The organism is Bartonella sp. AA2SXKL (assembly GCF_042197205.1).
In the GTDB taxonomy this organism is placed as follows: Bacteria; Pseudomonadota; Alphaproteobacteria; order Rhizobiales; family Rhizobiaceae; genus Bartonella.
Map to the genome: position 1 here is coordinate 97,857 of NZ_JBHIRN010000008.1, position 17,736 is coordinate 115,592.

Here is a 17,736-nt window from a genome sequence, read left to right on the forward strand (position 1 = left end):
ACAAACACTCTTTGAATCCACCGCATTGGATTTTCATAACTATCAAATGATCCAAAAAATTTATCTCTAGAGTGTAGGGTCATTCTGTTATCAATGTATAATAATCTTTCTGGTTGTACATCAATTCCAAAAGATACAGCCTTAATAGCTTCATAAAAATGATCTGAAGCTTTCTTGGCTTTTTTGACTGTGGCTCTAACATGCCTAGATAAAAAACAGCGCTGATATCTGGGAATTCACCGTCCCCTTGAACTAGGGGCACTTTACTTGTAGAGGTTACCCCATTTTTTCTCCATCTATAGGGAACATTAATTATATATAAATTATCCCTTAAGCTCCTCAAATCCTCCTCACTTAAAAGTTTTAAGGCTAGACGTGCATCAGATATTCTCGTTAACGGGCCATCAACACCATTGCGAATACCAGATAAAAGTATCACCTTTAGGAGATAAATTTAAATCCGTTATAAATTTTAGTGCAGCATTTTCATATGAAAATCTAACTCAACTTCAGATCCTAATCCTGTATAATCTTTTTTATTATCCTCTAAAGGAACTAGGTTATTTACTATATGTTCGCCTTCAAACTTAATTGAATAAGGCTCTCCGATCAATAAAGAAAACATTATAATTAAATTTTCGCTAATATAGCCACTTTTACAAGACACATCTAAATTGTAAGGATTAGGTGACATAATTAATTTGTTTATCAACAGGAAGGTTTTCAAAGATTAAATATGGTCTAGGGGTAATAGACACCTTTTGGTTCATAAGAATTGTCAATATTCTATGGGGTAGCAGCGAAAATGCTATTTTTTTAACTCAACCGAATATTCAATACCACCGTATGGATCATAAATAACATGGTCTAAAGCCTCTCAAAGTTTGTCTCTTTCGACATTGCTCAACTAAAAAGTATTTTCCATTTATCATTATAATTTCCCCAATTATATTTCCCTACTTTTTTATTAAAAAAGTGAAAAAACAATAATTAAAATCAGCTATGTTAGTAAATAAGTGTCTGTAAAATCTTGGATTAATCCAAATAATGGTGGAGTAGTAATAATTGCGATTTGATTTACAGATATTGCTAAACCCAGAGAAAACACAACGCTTTCTTTCGGTTTAAGAGTCTACAATATAAGCAGCTCAAGGGCCATACCATTCCATTCCCAAAAAACTAACCAAGCAGATAAAATAGTTAAATAAATTATGGATCCACTCATGCTCAAAATTAATATTAAAAATCCAAAAACGATTGCAATCATGCAAAACAAGACAGGAAAAAATCGTCCTTTTCTACAATGATCACTCCACGCTGCTAAAATAATTCTTCCTAAGGCACCAGAAGCCTGTGAAACAAAAAATAAATAAGCACTTTTATCTAGAGACAGGTGATAGATTCTATAAAAATAAATCGTTATAAAAATGGTTAAAACATATTAAATGATCACAAGTGAAACGTTTGAAAAAATATTATTCTTCATATGCGGCGCAGCCACATCGCAAGACGTGACCTTACATTTGCATAGAACGAAACTTTTGCCTTGCTTTCTGGAACGATAGTGATAACTTTTGCTGGTGAGTGATAAAAATAATAAAGATACATCCACCTAAAAAAGAAACTATGGTACCGACCAAAAACGCACCTTGTATGCCATAGACAAGGGCACTCGCAGGAATAACTATACCCAGCTAATGCCCTCTACCTAATGGTAGCCCCGCCTGCCTTATTCCCATTGCAAATCCGCGTTGCGATTGTGAAAACCATGAAGAAACGGATTTAGTACTACCGAGTTGAGCAGAATTATAAATCCCCCTACAATTAGCAAACAAACCAAAAGGGAAATATAGTTATCTGCGATTGCTTCCAACAAAAGAGCGACAGAAACGCCGATCGCGCCAACTCCAATAATATAGTGCTCGTTAAACTTGTCTAGTAATTCACCAGCTACAAGTAATCCAATAATAGGTAGGAACTGCGCTGCTGAAGATAGTAAACCTATCTGAGAATCACTAAGCGAGAAATCCTTCTTAAAAAATTCAGCTAAAGGACCAATCCCTTGAACAAAGAAGCAGGCTGATGCTTGAGCGATAGTGGCAACAAGCAATATAATCCATCTATAATAATTCTTTTCTATAAATTTATTATTGCTCACTCCGCCCCCCTCCAATTAAATTGTATTCCAATGAGGTAGCCTTTTTTAATGATTGCAATAATAAATTGTGTATTTTATGCTGATTACATAAAAATCTGTCCATACTATTGGTATTAATATGAAAACTAAGGAATATGCTTAATTTAAGGAAATAAGCTATTATGTGTCGTGCAAATTTGATACGCTAGCGATATAAGATAAATTTTACAAACATTGGCTCAGCCGGCATTAAGCGCTCTTCATAAAAGATGCTATATTTTGGCAAGCTTTTTCAATATAATTCTCAAAGCTTTCTTCAGTCACATAGCCCAGATGTGGCGTGCAAAGAACTCTATCTGATTGCAATAATTTGCTCCCATATACTGGCTCGCTGTCATAAACATCCAGTGCAAAGTAAGTTGAATTTTCCAAATTTAGTATTTTTTCTATCGCCCCTTTTTCAACCAAAGCTGAACGCGCTGTGTTAACAAAAATAGCATGTGGTTTCATGCTCAATAGATCATCTAATTTTATGATTTCTCTGGTTTTATCGCTTAAACGTAAATGTACGGATATAATATCAGGACGTGTAAAAAATTCATCTTTTGAATGCGTAAAATGATAACCTAAATTTTTTGCTTCTTGCGTTGAACGCTCGCTCCCATAAACTAAAATGGACATGCCAAAAGCTTGAGCATATTGAGCAACCATTTTACCAATACGCCCAAACCCGAATATTCCAAGAGTAGCCCCTTTCATTTGGTTGCCAAATGTTGTTTGCCAGCGTCCTTTTTTCATATCAGACACAGATTTATAGAGTTTTCTACGCGCAGACATAATTAAGAGCCAGGCAAATTCAGCAGCAGAAGTTGGATCTCCACCACCGTCTAATATTTCAATTCCTAAGTCTCTACAAGCTTCTATATCAATATGTGAACCTATAGGGCCTGTTTGGCAGATTAATTTTAAATTTGGCAGTTTCAGGAGAAGATTTCTATCAACTATAGTCCGCTCTCTAATTAAGATAAGAATATCTATCTCTTTGAGCTTATCTTCTAAATTACATTCTTTAGCTAAATTATTTATAACCAGCACTTCATGCGATTTCATTAATTTTGTAATAGACTGTAATGTTAGAGTGGCTTTTTGATAGTCATCTGGAATTAATATTTTCAATTTAAACCTTCCGTTTCATTCATCAATATTTGAGCTCATTATTTCATTTCTAAAACAACCAAAAAGCAATCTCATCGCTGATATTTTGACATAACACCAAGCCTATTAACAAATTATACCCCTTGATTTATTGTTATTTCTAGCAATAAGAATAGCATTAATCAGTTAGTTTTTATAAACTTTAAAACATTGCGACAAAAAGAAAAAGTTTAACTCAATAGATGGAGAATTGCGCTTTTCTCATATTCTAGAGGACGAACCTGAAGCGCTACGCTGGACTGAAGCCATGTCCCAGTTTTCTATAATAGACTACCAAGAAGGCCATACTTACGAACCATATTTTATTGTTGAAACAGAAAAAGCTACATATTTGTGCGAGATAAAGCGTGCTTCATATAAGTGTGATGTCTCTCTTTATTCGTTGAGATATCACTTATTTGTAGCATGAAGAGTAAATTTATTAAAATCATGATGAGAGGGAGATAGGAACTTTATAGGTGTATCATCATAGGATTAAGTCGTTTTGTTGAGAGCTATTTTTATTTCTGCTAAAAGGTTTTTGATATATTTAATTATTATTTCGTAATAGTGGATGTACTTTATTTTTATGTGCAAGAAAGCTGATTGATTGTGTAAAATAGCGTTCAAAAATTACATTATTTTTATCCTGTTAAGGACATTTTTTCTAGTGAGGGTTTTGCAATTGCAATGCTCTTTTTCTCATTCTAAATTTTGGTTAGAAAAAGCGTATATAGGTGTTATTTTAAATTTAAGATATGCATCTTCCATTGTTGGTGTTACTGTTGTAAAAAATGATATTTTATTTGATACGCATAAGGTGTTACCAAGAAGATCGATGTATAGATAAAATTTAGATTGTTACAATATCTTGAAAAAACAATGGGTAAATAATTGATAATTGTGCTACGAAAGTTGTTAGATGGGCGTGTGTCAGCAATTCTTAATAAAAAGGTTTTTCTTGATAGTCGTTTTTTTTCAAAATACTGCTCTTTTTATGCAAATCTTATGTTGGTAAGCTATGCAGTTTTCGCCGGAACAGGATAATGCATTGAAGGCTGTTGCCGCGTGGTTGAAGGAAGGGCGTTTTCCTCTTTTTCGCCTTTTTGGCTATGCGGGGACGGGTAAGACGACGCTTGCACGCTATTTTGCAGAGACAGTTGATGGTTCTGTTCAATTTGCTGCTTTTACAGGGAAGGCGGCGCAGGTTTTGCGTTCTAAAGGTGCAAGCAATGCTTGTACGATTCATTCGCTGATTTATTGTCCGCGTGGAGAAGAGGAAGTTTCCGATGAAATAACAGGAAAAAAGTCTATTGCTCCAACATTTATGTTAAATCGAAGAAGTGCTGCTGCACAAGCTAAACTCATTATTGTTGATGAGTGCTCGATGGTAGATGAAAAATTGGCCCGTGATTTAATGAGTTTTCGAACGCCAATTCTTGTTCTTGGTGATCCAGGTCAATTGCCTCCTATATCAGGTGGAGGCTTTTTTTCTAATGGAGAACCAGATTTTCTTCTTTCAGAAATTCATCGGCAAGCGCGAGATAATCCGATTATACGTCTTGCTATGGATGTACGTGAAGGACGCGATATTGCTTATGGTGACTATGGAGAAGCGCGCGTTGTGACACGTAAAGAGGTCAATCAACAATTGGTTTTGGATGCTGATCAGGTCTTGGTAGGGGTTAATCGTACACGCCACCTTTATAATCAGCGTTTGCGTGTGTTAAAGGGATTTACAGCAGATTATCCACAAGCGGGAGATAAGCTGGTGTGTTTGCGAAATGATCCGATTAAAGGTTTGTTGAATGGCTCTTTATGGAAGGTGATGACTTCACAGAAGGAGACCGTTAAACCAAGTATTAATCTTCTTGTGAAACCAGAAGAAAGTGAGCGTGGGGTAGCAAAGATTAAACTTTTAAAAGCAGCGTTTGAAAATCCTGATCAAGAAATTTCATGGCAATTAAAAAAGCGATATGATGATTTTGATTATGGGTATGCATTAACGGTTCATAAGGCGCAAGGTTCTCAATGGAATAATGTCGTTTTGTTTGATGAAAGTTTTGCATTTCGTGATATGTATGCGCGCTGGCTTTATACGGGAATTACCCGCGCAGCAGAACGTTTAACGATTGTTCGATAGAAAAAAGATGTGTATATCATCTAAGTTTCAGATGGAAAATGCCTTTTTTCTATCTTGTTACACACTATAAAAAAATGGAAATGGGCATGGCGGTAAAACTTTCGGTTAATCTTAATGCTGTTGCTGTTTTGCGTAATCGACGTAATCTTCCGTGGCCAAGTATAACGAATATTGGGCATATAGCGCTTGCTGCTGGAGCAGCAGGTTTGACGGTTCATCCGCGCCCTGATGAAAGGCATATTCGTTTTGCGGATTTGTCAGATATATACTGTTTAATAAAGAACAATTTTCCTACGGCTGAGTTTAATATTGAAGGTTATCCCAGTGATCAATTTTTGGATATCGCTAAAAACTATGCGGATCAGATTACCCTTGTTCCTGATGATCCAGATCAGTCAACGTCTGATCATGGTTGGAATTTTTCTCATGATGCAGAATTTTTAGCACCTATTATTCAGAATTTAAAAAACAGAAAGATTCGTGTATCCCTTTTTGCTAATCCTACTGTCGATGGTCTTGATATTGCTAAAGCAATGGGCGCTGATCGTGTGGAATTTTACACGGGACCTTACGGTGGTGCATTTCAGGATAAAACAAAACAAGATCAAGAGCTCAATAAACTTGTTTTAGCAGCAAGAAGAGCAAAAGAATTGCAGTTAGGTATAAACGCAGGGCATGATCTGACACTTATGAATCTTCCTGCTCTTGTCAAAAATATTCCTTGGCTTGATGAAGTTTCTATTGGCCATGGGCTCATTGCTGATGCATTAGAGTATGGAATACATGAGACTGTTCAGCGTTTTATCCGGTTATTATCGTAATCTTTTTCTCTCTATAAAAATTGGAAAAGAAATTTTTATAGAGGTTTGCCAATTTATCTTAAAAAACAATTTTATATATGTTGATATAAATAGCACTATTATCGTGCATTATAAATATTCTATTGTTCCTCTATTTATTGGTTGCTTTCTATCTTTTGTTTTTGAGTGCATGCGATGTTTTTTATTTGTACTATCCATTATGAGGAAGTTTTAAAATCTTCTTATTATAATTTCTTTGAATGGAGAAGAAGTAGGGTTTTGAAAGTATTTCCCTTATAAAAGGAGTGCGTAGGATTTTAATGGATTAATACACAAATTTTCTTGATATTTGAGCTCATTTTTGGGTTATCTGTAAATAGTATAACGTAAAATCTCCTTATGAATAAGCTTAATGCAATAGGAGCTGTTAAATAGAATGATGATATCGACTTGTAGCTTTATGAAGTAAAGAGAGTGATGTGCAATAAATCTTACACTATTATAGGGAATTTTTGAAAAGGGCTTGAGCATATTAAAATTTTTTTATAAGGCGCCATAAATGGATAACATAATAGCCGTATGGGGGCTTCTTCGTGTGAGAGGCGTGGGTATTAAAAGAACGTAAAAAGTAAAAACATCCTCTCTATTATTCTAAAGATATTGTTGTATATGCTTTTGAAGGTTGTATTAAAACAATACTTGTTATTTTGTAATTTTTCTTGCTATCCGTATTGATTTGGTTCATGTTAAAAATTGTATGTTGTATCTTAATTTTTAGAATATAGCGTTTTGTTGCACGATAAAAGAGTAGAATATTAGCTAAATTTTCTTTAGAAATCTTATTTTGTGTAATTATTGTTTTTGTAGAATAGCAGTTGAAGTTTATTTGGGGATCCGTATATGTTTTAGAAATGTTTGGGGACTACAGTTTTTTCTATGCAATATGTAAACTTTAAAATTATTCAATTGCTGTGTTCTTATAAGCGGTTTTTTTTTGTCTTTATAAGTGTGTGATGCACTGTAGATAATGTTTCTTATTGAATAAAAGTAATCTGAAATCCAGTTTAAATAGAGAAAGAAGGAATTTTTTATGCGTGTTTATTATGATCGTGATGCGGATGTTAATCTCATTAAAGGGAAAAAAGTAGCCATTGTTGGTTATGGTTCTCAAGGGCGTGCGCACGCTTTAAACTTGAAAGATTCTGGTGTTAAAAATGTGCAAATAGCTTTGCGTTCAGGGTCGGAAACAGTAAAAAAAGCCATGGCTGATGGTTTTGAAGTGGTGAGTGTTGCTGAAGCAGCAAAATGGGCAGATCTCATCATGATGGCAACACCAGATGAATTGCAAGCTGATATTTATAAGGAACATATTCATGATCATTTACACGATGGGGCAGCGATTGCTTTTGCGCATGGTTTGAGCATTCATTTTGGCTTGATTGAACCTAAAAAAAACGTTGATATTGTGATGATTGCTCCTAAAGGTCCAGGGCATACAGTTCGTCATGAATACCAACGGGGTTGTGGTGTTCCTTGCTTAATAGCGGTGGCGCAAGATGCTTCAGGGCATGCACATAATGTAGCATTATCTTATGCATGTGGACTTGGTGGTGGACGTGCTGGGGTGATTGAAACAACATTTAAAGAAGAGTGCGAAACTGATCTTTTTGGTGAACAAGCGGTTCTTTGTGGTGGTCTTGTTGAATTGATTCGAGCAGGTTATGAAACATTAACACAAGCAGGTTATGCGCCGGAAATGGCTTATTTTGAGTGTTTGCATGAGGTTAAACTGATTGTTGATCTCATGTATGAAGGGGGCATTGCAAATATGAATTATTCGATTTCTAATACAGCTGAATGGGGTGAATATATGTCTGGTCCACGTGTGATTACGGATGAAACCAGAGCAGAAATGAAACGTATATTGAAAGATATTCAAACGGGTAAATTTACATCGAATTGGATTCAAGAATATAAAGCTGGTGCTGCTCATTTTAAAAGTATGCGGCGTTTAAATGATAATCATCCTATTGAAGAAGTTGGTAAAAAACTTCGTTCTATGATGCCTTGGATAAAATCGAATGCTTTGGTTGATAAAGAGCGTAATTGAAGATTCTACAGAGATATTTTGTCAATAGCTTTTATAATTTTATAGATAAATATCAAAAAAAGGGTAACTTTAGTTACCCTTTTTTATATGTTTTTGGAAACATAAGCTTTATTTTTTAATTTTTTGCATAATTCTTTTTCCCAAAAAGAAAGTATACAATTCCTAAAAATATGAACCATGCTGGAGTGTATTTTAAAGCTATGGCAGTGTCAGCTTCTAATGACAATAAATAGATAATGAATGCAAAGAAAACAAGAAGCGCCCAACACATAACAACACCTCCTGGCATTTTATAAGGAGAGACAGTATGCTGGAGAGGACGATTGCGGCGATAGACGATATAGCTGATCAAAATGATAGACCATACAAATATAAACAAAGTTGCGGCAATTGTCGTAACAATTGTAAAAGCAGCTATGAGTGTTTGAGATAACGATACAACGGCATAACCAAATAAGATGCATATACATGAAAAGAATAATGCGTTGGCTGGAACGTGGTTACGAGAAAGTTTTCCTAAAAATTTAGGAGCACCTTTTTGTGTTGCTAGCCCATATATCATACGGCTGGTAGAAAAAATTCCACTATTTGCTGAAGATGCGGCAGCTGTGAGGACAACAAAGTTCATCAAACCTGCAGCAGTTGGGATACCAATAAGTGCATACATTGTTACAAATGGGCTTTTTTCTGGACTGATTTGATCCCACGGCGTCACAGACATAATCACAAGAAGAGAGAATATATAAAAGAATACAATGCGGATTGGTATTGAATTAACAGCCTGTGGTAAAGCTTTTTGAGGCTCTTTTACTTCAGCAGCAGCTGTTCCAGCGAGTTCAATGCCAACAAAAGCAAAAATAACAATTTGAAATCCAGCAAAAAAGCCTGTAATTCCTCGCGGAAAAATATTCCCACCGTTCCATATATGGCTAAGAGAAGCAACCGTACCGTTTGGAGAGACAAAACCGGTAAAGATCATATAAAATCCTACAACGATTAGGACTAGAATTGCTACGATTTTGATAAAACCAAACCAAAACTCAAGTTCGCCAAATAGTTTTACGGCGACGAGGTTAAGAATTAAAAAGGACATAAGACCAATTATAACAGGAATCCACGGATTGAGCTCAGGCCACCAAAAGTGTGTATAAGTGACAATAGCAATAATTTCAGCAGTTCCAGTGACAATCCAACACAACCAATATGTCCAGCCGATAAAGAATCCGGCACATGGCCCTAGAAGATCGGTTGAGAAGTCAATAAAAGATCGGTATTGTGTATTAGAAAGCAATAACTCTCCCATAGCACGCATGACAAAGTATAGAGCACAACCAATAATTGCATAAACGAGTAGAATTGAGGGGCCTGCTACACTGATTGTTTTTCCTGATCCCATGAAGAGACCTGTTCCGATCGCTCCACCAAGGGCTATAAGTTGTATGTGTCGGTTATGTAGTCCACGTTGCAATTTCTTCTTAGGTTTTTTTTCTAAATTTTGTTTGTTCATTTTTGGGGAGTTCTCCTTAGTTATTTTTAAATAAAAATTACCCTAAAAAAGGTAATTCCTTCTATCGGAACACGCTATGGTTAAGGAGTAAAGGAATTTTTTTCTATGACTATATGTGAATAAAGCAAAAACATTATTAATTAATGGAATAATTATTTTATATATAAGAAAAAAAAGATAAATTGTATTATATTTTTTTGATTTTTTATGTTTTATACATAATTAATATATATAATATAATTTATATTATATATTATTATATGTATATAAATAATAATTTATATTTTATGTATATTTATTTATAGTAAATTTTTATATAAATATATTTATATTTAAAATTATTTATTTATAGATATTGTTATCTATATAAAAATATAAATAAAATTGTAAATTTATTAAATATAAAACTTTGTATATAAATAAAATAAGTTTAAATAGTTAAACTATTATTTAAAATATTAAAAAATATATTTAAAATTTACATTTAAGTATTAATATTTAAAATTTATTACAAATAGAAAAATATTTTCATAGAATCTTTTTTTATTGCAGATAGCTATTAAGATATATTCTGTTTAGAGCTATATTTTTAATTTTGATAAAAAATTGAATATAAATTTTTTGGGGGGGAAGTTTTAGATAAATCTCATGTTTTATTAGTAAACAATGTCAGTGAAGTTTATAGAGAATTTTTTACAGAATAGCTCGTTTCTTATCCTATTGTGCAGTAAAATACTGTTGTGTAGAGTAGTGATATAAAGCATATAACGTTTTACGCATTAAGTATTTTTAGAATGGGTGGTGAGTGTTCAGGGCAGGGCTAGCCCATAGAGCCTTATGTAGGTGAACCATATAAATGATCAGCAGCATTCCCCCTTAATAAGCCGGTTTGTTTACAAACCGGTGCCGGTAGGAGTCGTCGTTTTTTGATGTTTGGGGAGGAGGTTAAGTAGAAAAAGGGTAACTAAAATTACCCTTTTTTGAGATGTTTTTATGTATAGACTTTATTTGTTACCTTGAGTTATTTTTTTCTTTACAAACATAAAATACATTATACCTAAGAAAACAAACCAGAATATACTATATTTTAAGGCTAGTAGAGTATCAGCTTCTAATGTCAACAAATAGAGCATGAAAACAAAGAAAACTAAAATTATCCCACACATGATAACACCTCCTGGCATTTTATAAATGGATTCAGCGTGTAGATGAGGGCGATTGCGACGATACACAATATAGCTAATCAAAATTACAGACCATACGAATAAAAATGCAATAGCTGAAATGCTTGTCACAATTGTAAAAGCACTTATGAGGCTTGGAGAGAGTGAGGCAATTGTATACCCTATTAAAATACATAAACAGGAAAAGAATAGAGCATTGGCTGGAACATGGTATCTGGAAAGTTTACCTAAAATTGGAGGGGCACCTTTTTGTGTTGCAAGTCCATATATCATACGGCTGGTAGAAAAAATACCACTATTTGCTGAAGAGGCAGCTGAGGTGATAACGACAAAGTTTACCAAGCCAGCAGCTATCGGAATGCCTGCAAGCCAAAACATCGAGACAAAGGGGCTTTTATCTGGAACAATTTGATCCCAAGGTGTGACAGACATAATTACAGCGAGAGAAAAAATGTAAAAGAGTACAATACGGACCGGTATTGCATTAATTGCTTTGGGGAGCACTTTTTTAGGTTCTTTTACTTCAGCAGCGGTTGTTCCAGCAATTTCTATACCAACAAAAGAAAAAATAGCAATTTGAAATCCAGCAAAAAAACCTGTCATTCCTCGCGGAAAGATATTTCCATCGTTCCATACGTGATTGAGAGAAGCAACCGTACCATTGGGAGAGGTAAAGCCCGTAACGATCATATAAAATCCCACAACAATTAATGCTAAAATTGCGACGACTTTGATAAGACCAAACCAGAATTCAAGTTCACCGAATAGTTTTACGGCAAAGAGGTTAAAGATTAAAAAGACACTAATGCAGGTAAAAACGGTAAACCATGGATTGAGTGTTGGCCACCAAAAGTTCATATAAGTGATGATGGCAATAATGTCAGCAGCTCCAGTTACAACCCAGCTCAACCAATAGCTCCAGCCAACAAAGAAAGCGATTCCCGGTCCTAGCATATCGGTTGAAAAATCAATAAGAGATCGGTATTGTGAATTAGAAAGCAACAATTCTCCCATAGCACGCATGACAAAGTATAGAGCAAAACCGATAATAGCATAAACGAGTATGATGGAAGGACCTGCTACACTAATTGTTTTTCCTGCCCCCATGAAGAGACCTGTTCCAATAGCACCACCAATGGCTATAAGTTGTACATGTCGGTTGTGTAGTCCACGCTGTAACTTATTCTGAGAATTATCTTTTAAATTTTGTTTGTAGCTCATTTTTTGGGGGTTCCCTTTAATTATTTTGAGATTAAATTACACTAAAAAAGCATTATTTTGTATCGAAGCATGATATAAATGAGGTGTAAAGGAAAAAAACGTTTTTTATGATTTTGTGTGGATAAAGAAAAGAATATGTTTTAGGAATATGCTTTTGAAAAAAGAGAATGTTGTCCTCTTAAATAACGTAACAGATATTTGAATGGGGAGCTTTTTATTGTTATGAATAACAAATTAATTGTTCATTAAAAGACGTGGGGCTTTTAAAATTATTTCAGAAAGTTGTCAGGAGTTTTTATAATTTTTTGAAACTTATTATTTGTAATCAGTGCATTATTTATTATTATTCATAATGGTGAGAGTTTACTTTTTGCTCAAATAGCACTCGAGAGTTCTCATCTTAGTTTAAGAAACAATTTTTAATGGAAAATTAAAATGATTTTTAAATCATTTTTTTGTTTGTATGGTGCTATCATAAATCAAAAAGTTACTTTTGTTTCATAAGCGAAAAGAGGAATATCATAGCTTATTTTTTTTAAAGTGATGAATAAGGATTTTGTTTAGATATTGGTAACATTTTATAAAATATTGCGAGAAACTCACATTGTTTACACAAACGCCCTTGAGAGTATGATAAAGAAATGCAACGTAATTCAGTTATATAAAGAAAAAAAGAACTGGGGATTGTATAAGCTCTGTTAGAGATTGAGCTATTCATAGTGAGAGACAGAATCAGGAAAAGATTGCTCTATTAACTTTACAATTTGTTATCAAAGATAAAACTATCCAAAGAAAATGAAAAAAGAAAACAGAGATAAAACTGTTCCTGTCGCAATGTTAATCGAGCCTTTTACCCGCTGCTTTTTTAAGGCGGTACTGGCAAATGATATAAAAATGGTCATTAAAGTAAACCATGCAAAGATGTTGAAAGAATGTATTGTGACAAGTTCAAAACCTTTTTTAATGCTACCTCCAGAAGCTAAGAATTTTGGAAAAGCTGCTATATAAAATATAGATACTTTGGGGTTTAGTATTTGTGTCAGAAAACCGTCCATATAGCTGGTTAAAAGCTTTGTTTCACTCGTAGCATGCTTTTCATTCGTTGAACTTCTTTCTTTTGAATTTAAGCTGTGTATTCCAGATTTAATTGATTTAAAGCCCATGTATAATAAATAGCTGCCACCCATGAGTTTTACTAAAAAAAACAGCGTTTTGTTGTTGAGAATGAGCGCTGATACACCTAGGTGTGGAAAATGCCCCATGCACATATGTTGCTGTACACAATCCTAAAACGTTTACAAATGCGTTCTTTCTTCCCAATCTCGTTGCATTATCGATGATAAGGGCCATATTCGGCTCCGGTGAGATGACTAAAAAAAATGAAACAATGAAAAAGGTCAGTATTTGATGATTCATTTTACTTTTAGCTCTGAAATTAATTGATTTTCGAGATACAATTCTATTCTGTCAAACTGAGAAAGTTTTCCTACACCCTGTGGAGTGCCTGTGTATATGAGATCACCACGTCTTAGCTGAATGTAGTGACTTAAAAATGAGATTATCTTCTCAAAGTTAAAGATCATATTTTTCGTATTGCCAACTTGTCTTGTTTCGCCATTTAACTTCATTGCAAAGGTTATTGGGTTGTTTATTTTTTCCTTGTTTATGAAGTCAGAGACGTATGCGGCGCCTTTAAATCCTTTCGATAAAAGCCAAGGAAGCTTTTTTTCTTTCAGTTTTGTTTGCAAATCCCGCGCTGTGAGATCAAGACCTATTGCTACGGCATCATAGCATTCTTCTGCTTCTTCCTCCATGATCATGAAAGCGTCCTTTGAGATTTTGAGTACAATTTCGGTTTCAAAATGTATTTCTTTGGAAAAATTAGGGAGATAAATTTCATTGCCTAAAACGAGTGAACTTTTTGGCTTGCTAAAGATAACGGGTTCATCTTCAACAACATTACCTAGTTCATGAACATGTTCAACATAATTGTATCCAACACAGTAGATGTCATTTATCATAGGGCGCCCTCCAAATTTTTCATTTTCTCTTTGTATAGGCAAGAGAGAACTTTGCAAACAACATTTTTTCTTATATCGCGTTGTGCGGTTTCTGAAAAAGAAGCATTATGTGGGTTGATGATTAACCATGATGACAGTTCTTCGCATTATCCTCTTTTGAAGAGTGCCCAATCTTATAGTCTTTGAGATTATTTTAATTTTGATTGCCAATTTCCCGAAATTACTTTATTATTTAAAGAGTGATTTTGCTCGTCTACGCAGCGATCAGTAGGGGTTGAAAGCCCTAAAGTTCGATCATAAATGAGCCCACTCTGTGGGTGTCTCGGAATTATGGGATATTTTTCTATGTCTAGGTGCGGTGAGCACTAAAAGCAAAAAATCTGACTCGAACTCAGTACTTTCAGGCTCTCGGAATACTAATGCGAGGGTGCTCGCACCCAGCGGGGGACTTGAAAGTGAAAAGCAAAAAGCCACATTTTAACGACATTTCTATAGGCAAAAAATCGCTTTCAAAAAAAATGCTGGGAATGTCGTAAAAGCAATTAGGGCACCAATTAGGGATAACTTTTCAACAAATCCAAAAGTATGAGAAAGTCTGTGATGGTTAAAAAGAAGCAGACCGTGGCAAACTTATTATGGCATTTGGAACGGAGAAGATTTTTACCAGCTTTAAGATAGCACAACAAATATCCGGAACTGGAGAGCGTGTTTTGTTTCTCGTGCCTTTTCTGGCTTTGATGTCATAAACAATAAGAGAATGGACACGCTATACAGAAGTGCCGTTTCGTTCCTTTGCGGTGTATTCTGATACATAAGTTGGCAAGCGTCGAAAAACAAAGATGCTGTTGTCGAACTTGATGTTTCAGATATTGCTCTATCAGCTACCAACGGATGTTCAAAAGCTTTGAAAAAAACAAATAAAGTCTTAGCGAATGCAATGACCGTGGTGTTTGCTACTTACCAATTAATCCAAGTGATTGCGGATGCGCAAAAGAAATACGGTTTACCAGAATTTGATCTGATCATTCGTGAAGCAGCACAGGCTAAGGCAGTAAGGTAGAACCTTTGGTTGTAGAAGCCAAGGAAGTAGCTGAGACTGCGAAGACAACAGCGGAAGAAGCGATGAATGTTGCGGAGCAAGCAAAAGAAGAAGCTGATACGACGAAGCAAGGGCTTGGAGAGGTCAAGAGTTCATTAGACACGGTGACAGCAACAACAAATTCTGCGAATATAGCCGCCTCTGAGGCAAAAGTGTTAGCGGAAGAAGCGAAGAGTGCATTGATAGAAGTTCAAGAGAAGGCACAGAGGAACAGTGACAGTCTTTCTGAGCTTCAAAGTAAGGTAGGTTCTCTTGCCACTAGTTATTTAGAGGATGTGCGTTTTCATCAACCTGACAGAATTCTGGAAGTCGATTCGAAAAATAGAAAAGGTCTTGTGATCAATGAAGGGGCATGTTTTCGCTTTTATCATGGTGGAGAGAATGGGGATAGGTCCATCTTTTACAGCGTTCCAGGGCGTGGAAGGATGACTTTTGACGAAGATCTTGAAGCAGGAAAGGATTATTATATATATCTCATCTTAAAAGATCAGACGAATGAGCTATGCTTTGAGCTTTCGCAAAATCCGACGGCTCCTGATGGCTATACAAAGGATAATTCTGAAAAGATCGGTGGATTTCATACGCTATGTGCGGATGTTGGTGAGATTGAAGGTCATCTCTTATCGGGTTACCAAGCGGGGGATGTTTTGCCCAATTCTGTTTGGTGTTTAAATCACTGTCCGAGGACTGATCCAGAGGGAATGGTTTACGATCCGTGGAAGAATATTTGGGTTGATATTTATCTTCAATCAGGGACAGATGCAAATGTAAAGTTGGCATATGGTGTTCCGATTACGACCAATCGTAGCTATGCGGATCATGCATTTGATTTTTGGTCTGTTAATAAGAGATTTTTGACGAGTGATGAGTTTTCGCCATGCATGTATGGAAGTAATCAAGCAACCAGTATTGTCGGCAATCAAGCGCCTTCTCTTAAGACGTCTGGAGGACACGTTGATACAAACAATAGACGGATGATTTCGCATATCGGTTGTGAGGATGGTTGCGGTTATGTTTGGCAATATTTGTCTGGTTGTTATCCAGTGACTAAATGGCATACAGGGGAGCAAGGAAGCAGTTTACGTGTAGACATAAATGTTATGTTGGAAGGAGGCGATTGGACTGGTGGCTCTAACAATGATCATCTTGTACGGAATTTTGCGCATTCTCGTTATGTAGAAGATGAAAAAATAGGCGCCCGTGGATGTAGCGAGCCACTTTATTATAATTAACGCGAGATTGATTAGAACATCATTTTATCCAGCCCCACTTTTGTGGGGCTTTTTTTATGGAGCGTCAGATGAGAAAGATATCGAAAGAAGGATAGGCACTTCATCTTGAAGTTTTAAAATCAAAGCTTTTTCTACTAAACTCATGATGTCAACCAGAGCAGTACAATCTTATCACTCATATTTTCATGTCTAGAAAATTGAGATAATGCCATCCATAAATCGCATAAGAAGTTAGAATCTACCTTCATTGCACACCTCCGTGGACTTGTTCTCTCAAACATGCCGCCAATCCTTTAGGTGTGATTTTTGTTGAAGGCAGCACCTTTTCTGTTCCATCCGATTTTTGAATGGTGATGGCAGAACAGTCCATGAATCCTTTGTTGATTTTATCCTGATTAAGGTAACAATGGACCACGTCGATACACCCAATCATTTTTACGTAAGTAATCTATTAAATCCTTTGGTCTTATCTCCAACATCTTCGCGGCTTCAATCAAACCAAACAAACCATCAGAGCGTTTTAAGCCTTCTAAAGCTTTTGCTTTTGGTGCTAATTCTGAAATAACATGGTTTTTCTGCTTAATTTGATTTTGTAGATGATTTAAGGCGCCAAGTAATACCTCGGGTTTGGAGTAATCAATTTGTGGAATAGCTACTTGTCTTTCCAACTCTTTCCAACGGTCAATTATCTTTGCTCGTAAGGCAGTGCTGTAACTAGAAACAAGAATTAAGCATTCACGCTTTGGCAGGTTATAACAGGGCGGCTTTCACTTTTGTTATCAAGGTAGTGCCCACCAAAATCAACCTCCTCAAATTTGAGGGCGTTAAGTTCTTCAAGCGTTTTCTTGATGTCACGCATAATATTGTCATGCCTTTTGCCACATAATTCAGTAATTTTAATAATGGTATTCATAAAGAATTCTTAGATGTTAGACGTTCCTTAATGACATTCTAAAAGAGTGCTGGGCACTAAGAAACACGGCATCTAGTCCGTCGTTACGCCTTTCCCCGAAGGGTATTGTATAGCATAACTACACCCGACAAAGTTATTATATGCGCCTAACATACAATGAGTCAAAGTCTTTAAT

13 protein-coding genes and 2 pseudogenes are annotated in these 17,736 nt (G+C 35.4%); 6 read left to right on the plus strand and 9 right to left on the minus strand.

What is annotated here, in order from left to right:
* Positions 1 to 472 precede the first annotated feature (472 nt).
* The 3 genes from ACFINS_RS06580 to ACFINS_RS06590 form a co-directional block, all read right to left on the minus strand.
* Positions 473 to 694, minus strand: a complete 222-nt coding sequence (locus ACFINS_RS06580) for a hypothetical protein (protein ID WP_375612023.1) — start codon at positions 692 to 694, stop codon at positions 473 to 475.
* A 1,035-nt stretch (positions 695 to 1,729) separates the two neighbouring features.
* Positions 1,730 to 2,158 carry an MFS transporter gene (locus tag ACFINS_RS06585; protein WP_375638323.1) on the minus strand — a complete coding sequence of 143 codons (429 nt, stop codon included), beginning with the start codon at positions 2,156 to 2,158 and terminating at the stop codon, positions 1,730 to 1,732.
* A 228-nt stretch (positions 2,159 to 2,386) separates the two neighbouring features.
* Positions 2,387 to 3,313 carry a D-2-hydroxyacid dehydrogenase family protein gene (locus tag ACFINS_RS06590; RefSeq protein ID WP_375613391.1) on the minus strand — a complete coding sequence of 309 codons (927 nt, stop codon included), beginning with the start codon at positions 3,311 to 3,313 and terminating at the stop codon, positions 2,387 to 2,389.
* Positions 3,314 to 4,352: 1,039 nt separating this feature from the next.
* Between ACFINS_RS06590 and ACFINS_RS06595 the strand changes: the two genes are divergently transcribed.
* The 3 genes from ACFINS_RS06595 to ilvC all read left to right on the plus strand — a co-directional run bounded on the left by ACFINS_RS06595 (position 4,353) and on the right by ilvC (position 8,384).
* Positions 4,353 to 5,474 carry an ATP-dependent RecD-like DNA helicase gene (locus ACFINS_RS06595; protein WP_375613392.1) on the plus strand — a complete coding sequence of 374 codons (1,122 nt, stop codon included), beginning with the start codon at positions 4,353 to 4,355 and terminating at the stop codon, positions 5,472 to 5,474.
* Positions 5,475 to 5,560: 86 nt separating this feature from the next.
* Positions 5,561 to 6,295 carry a pyridoxine 5'-phosphate synthase gene (locus tag ACFINS_RS06600; protein ID WP_375706003.1) on the plus strand — a complete coding sequence of 245 codons (735 nt, stop codon included), beginning with the start codon at positions 5,561 to 5,563 and terminating at the stop codon, positions 6,293 to 6,295.
* 1,069 nt (positions 6,296 to 7,364) lie between these two features.
* Entirely contained in the window at positions 7,365 to 8,384 is a 1,020-nt protein-coding gene (ilvC, locus tag ACFINS_RS06605) for a ketol-acid reductoisomerase (RefSeq protein WP_375612028.1), read from the plus strand.
* A 115-nt stretch (positions 8,385 to 8,499) separates the two neighbouring features.
* On the opposite strand, the gene ACFINS_RS06610 is transcribed toward ilvC, so the two are convergent.
* The 4 genes from ACFINS_RS06610 to ACFINS_RS06625 form a co-directional block, all read right to left on the minus strand.
* Positions 8,500 to 9,891 carry an amino acid permease gene (locus ACFINS_RS06610; protein WP_375612029.1) on the minus strand — a complete coding sequence of 464 codons (1,392 nt, stop codon included), beginning with the start codon at positions 9,889 to 9,891 and terminating at the stop codon, positions 8,500 to 8,502.
* A gap of 1,004 nt (positions 9,892 to 10,895) precedes the next feature.
* The gene (locus ACFINS_RS06615) at positions 10,896 to 12,296 is read right to left on the minus strand and encodes an amino acid permease (protein WP_375612030.1); all 1,401 of its coding nucleotides are present in this window, start codon (positions 12,294 to 12,296) and stop codon (positions 10,896 to 10,898) included.
* Positions 12,297 to 13,078: 782 nt separating this feature from the next.
* A complete protein-coding gene (locus ACFINS_RS06620; RefSeq protein ID WP_375612031.1) occupies positions 13,079 to 13,558 on the minus strand; it encodes a LysE family translocator in 480 nt (159 codons plus the stop codon).
* Between the two features lie 150 nt (positions 13,559 to 13,708).
* Positions 13,709 to 14,317 (minus strand): fumarylacetoacetate hydrolase family protein, encoded by a 609-nt coding sequence (locus ACFINS_RS06625; protein ID WP_375612032.1) that lies wholly within the window; start codon positions 14,315 to 14,317, stop codon positions 13,709 to 13,711.
* 51 nt (positions 14,318 to 14,368) lie between these two features.
* Here ACFINS_RS06625 and ACFINS_RS06630 point away from each other — a divergent pair, with 51 nt between their 5' ends.
* The 3 genes and pseudogenes from ACFINS_RS06630 (at position 14,369) to ACFINS_RS06640 (ending at position 16,648) form a co-directional block, all read left to right on the plus strand.
* Positions 14,369 to 14,503, plus strand: a complete 135-nt coding sequence (locus ACFINS_RS06630; protein ID WP_375706004.1) for a hypothetical protein — start codon at positions 14,369 to 14,371, stop codon at positions 14,501 to 14,503.
* Between the two features lie 422 nt (positions 14,504 to 14,925).
* Positions 14,926 to 15,356, plus strand: a pseudogene (locus ACFINS_RS06635) (DEAD/DEAH box helicase family protein); the annotation flags it as partial.
* 26 nt (positions 15,357 to 15,382) lie between these two features.
* Positions 15,383 to 16,648: a hypothetical protein gene (locus ACFINS_RS06640; RefSeq protein ID WP_375612033.1), complete on the plus strand. Its 1,266-nt coding sequence runs from the start codon at positions 15,383 to 15,385 to the stop codon at positions 16,646 to 16,648.
* A 244-nt stretch (positions 16,649 to 16,892) separates the two neighbouring features.
* Here the strand turns inward: ACFINS_RS06640 and ACFINS_RS06645 are convergent.
* Both ACFINS_RS06645 and ACFINS_RS06650 read right to left on the minus strand, forming a co-directional pair.
* Positions 16,893 to 17,322 (minus strand): annotated as a pseudogene (locus ACFINS_RS06645) (phage antirepressor KilAC domain-containing protein); the annotation flags it as partial.
* 53 nt (positions 17,323 to 17,375) lie between these two features.
* Positions 17,376 to 17,561, minus strand: coding sequence for a hypothetical protein (locus ACFINS_RS06650; RefSeq protein WP_375612034.1), 186 nt, complete (start codon positions 17,559 to 17,561; stop codon positions 17,376 to 17,378).
* Between the last annotated feature and the right edge of the window lie 175 nt (positions 17,562 to 17,736).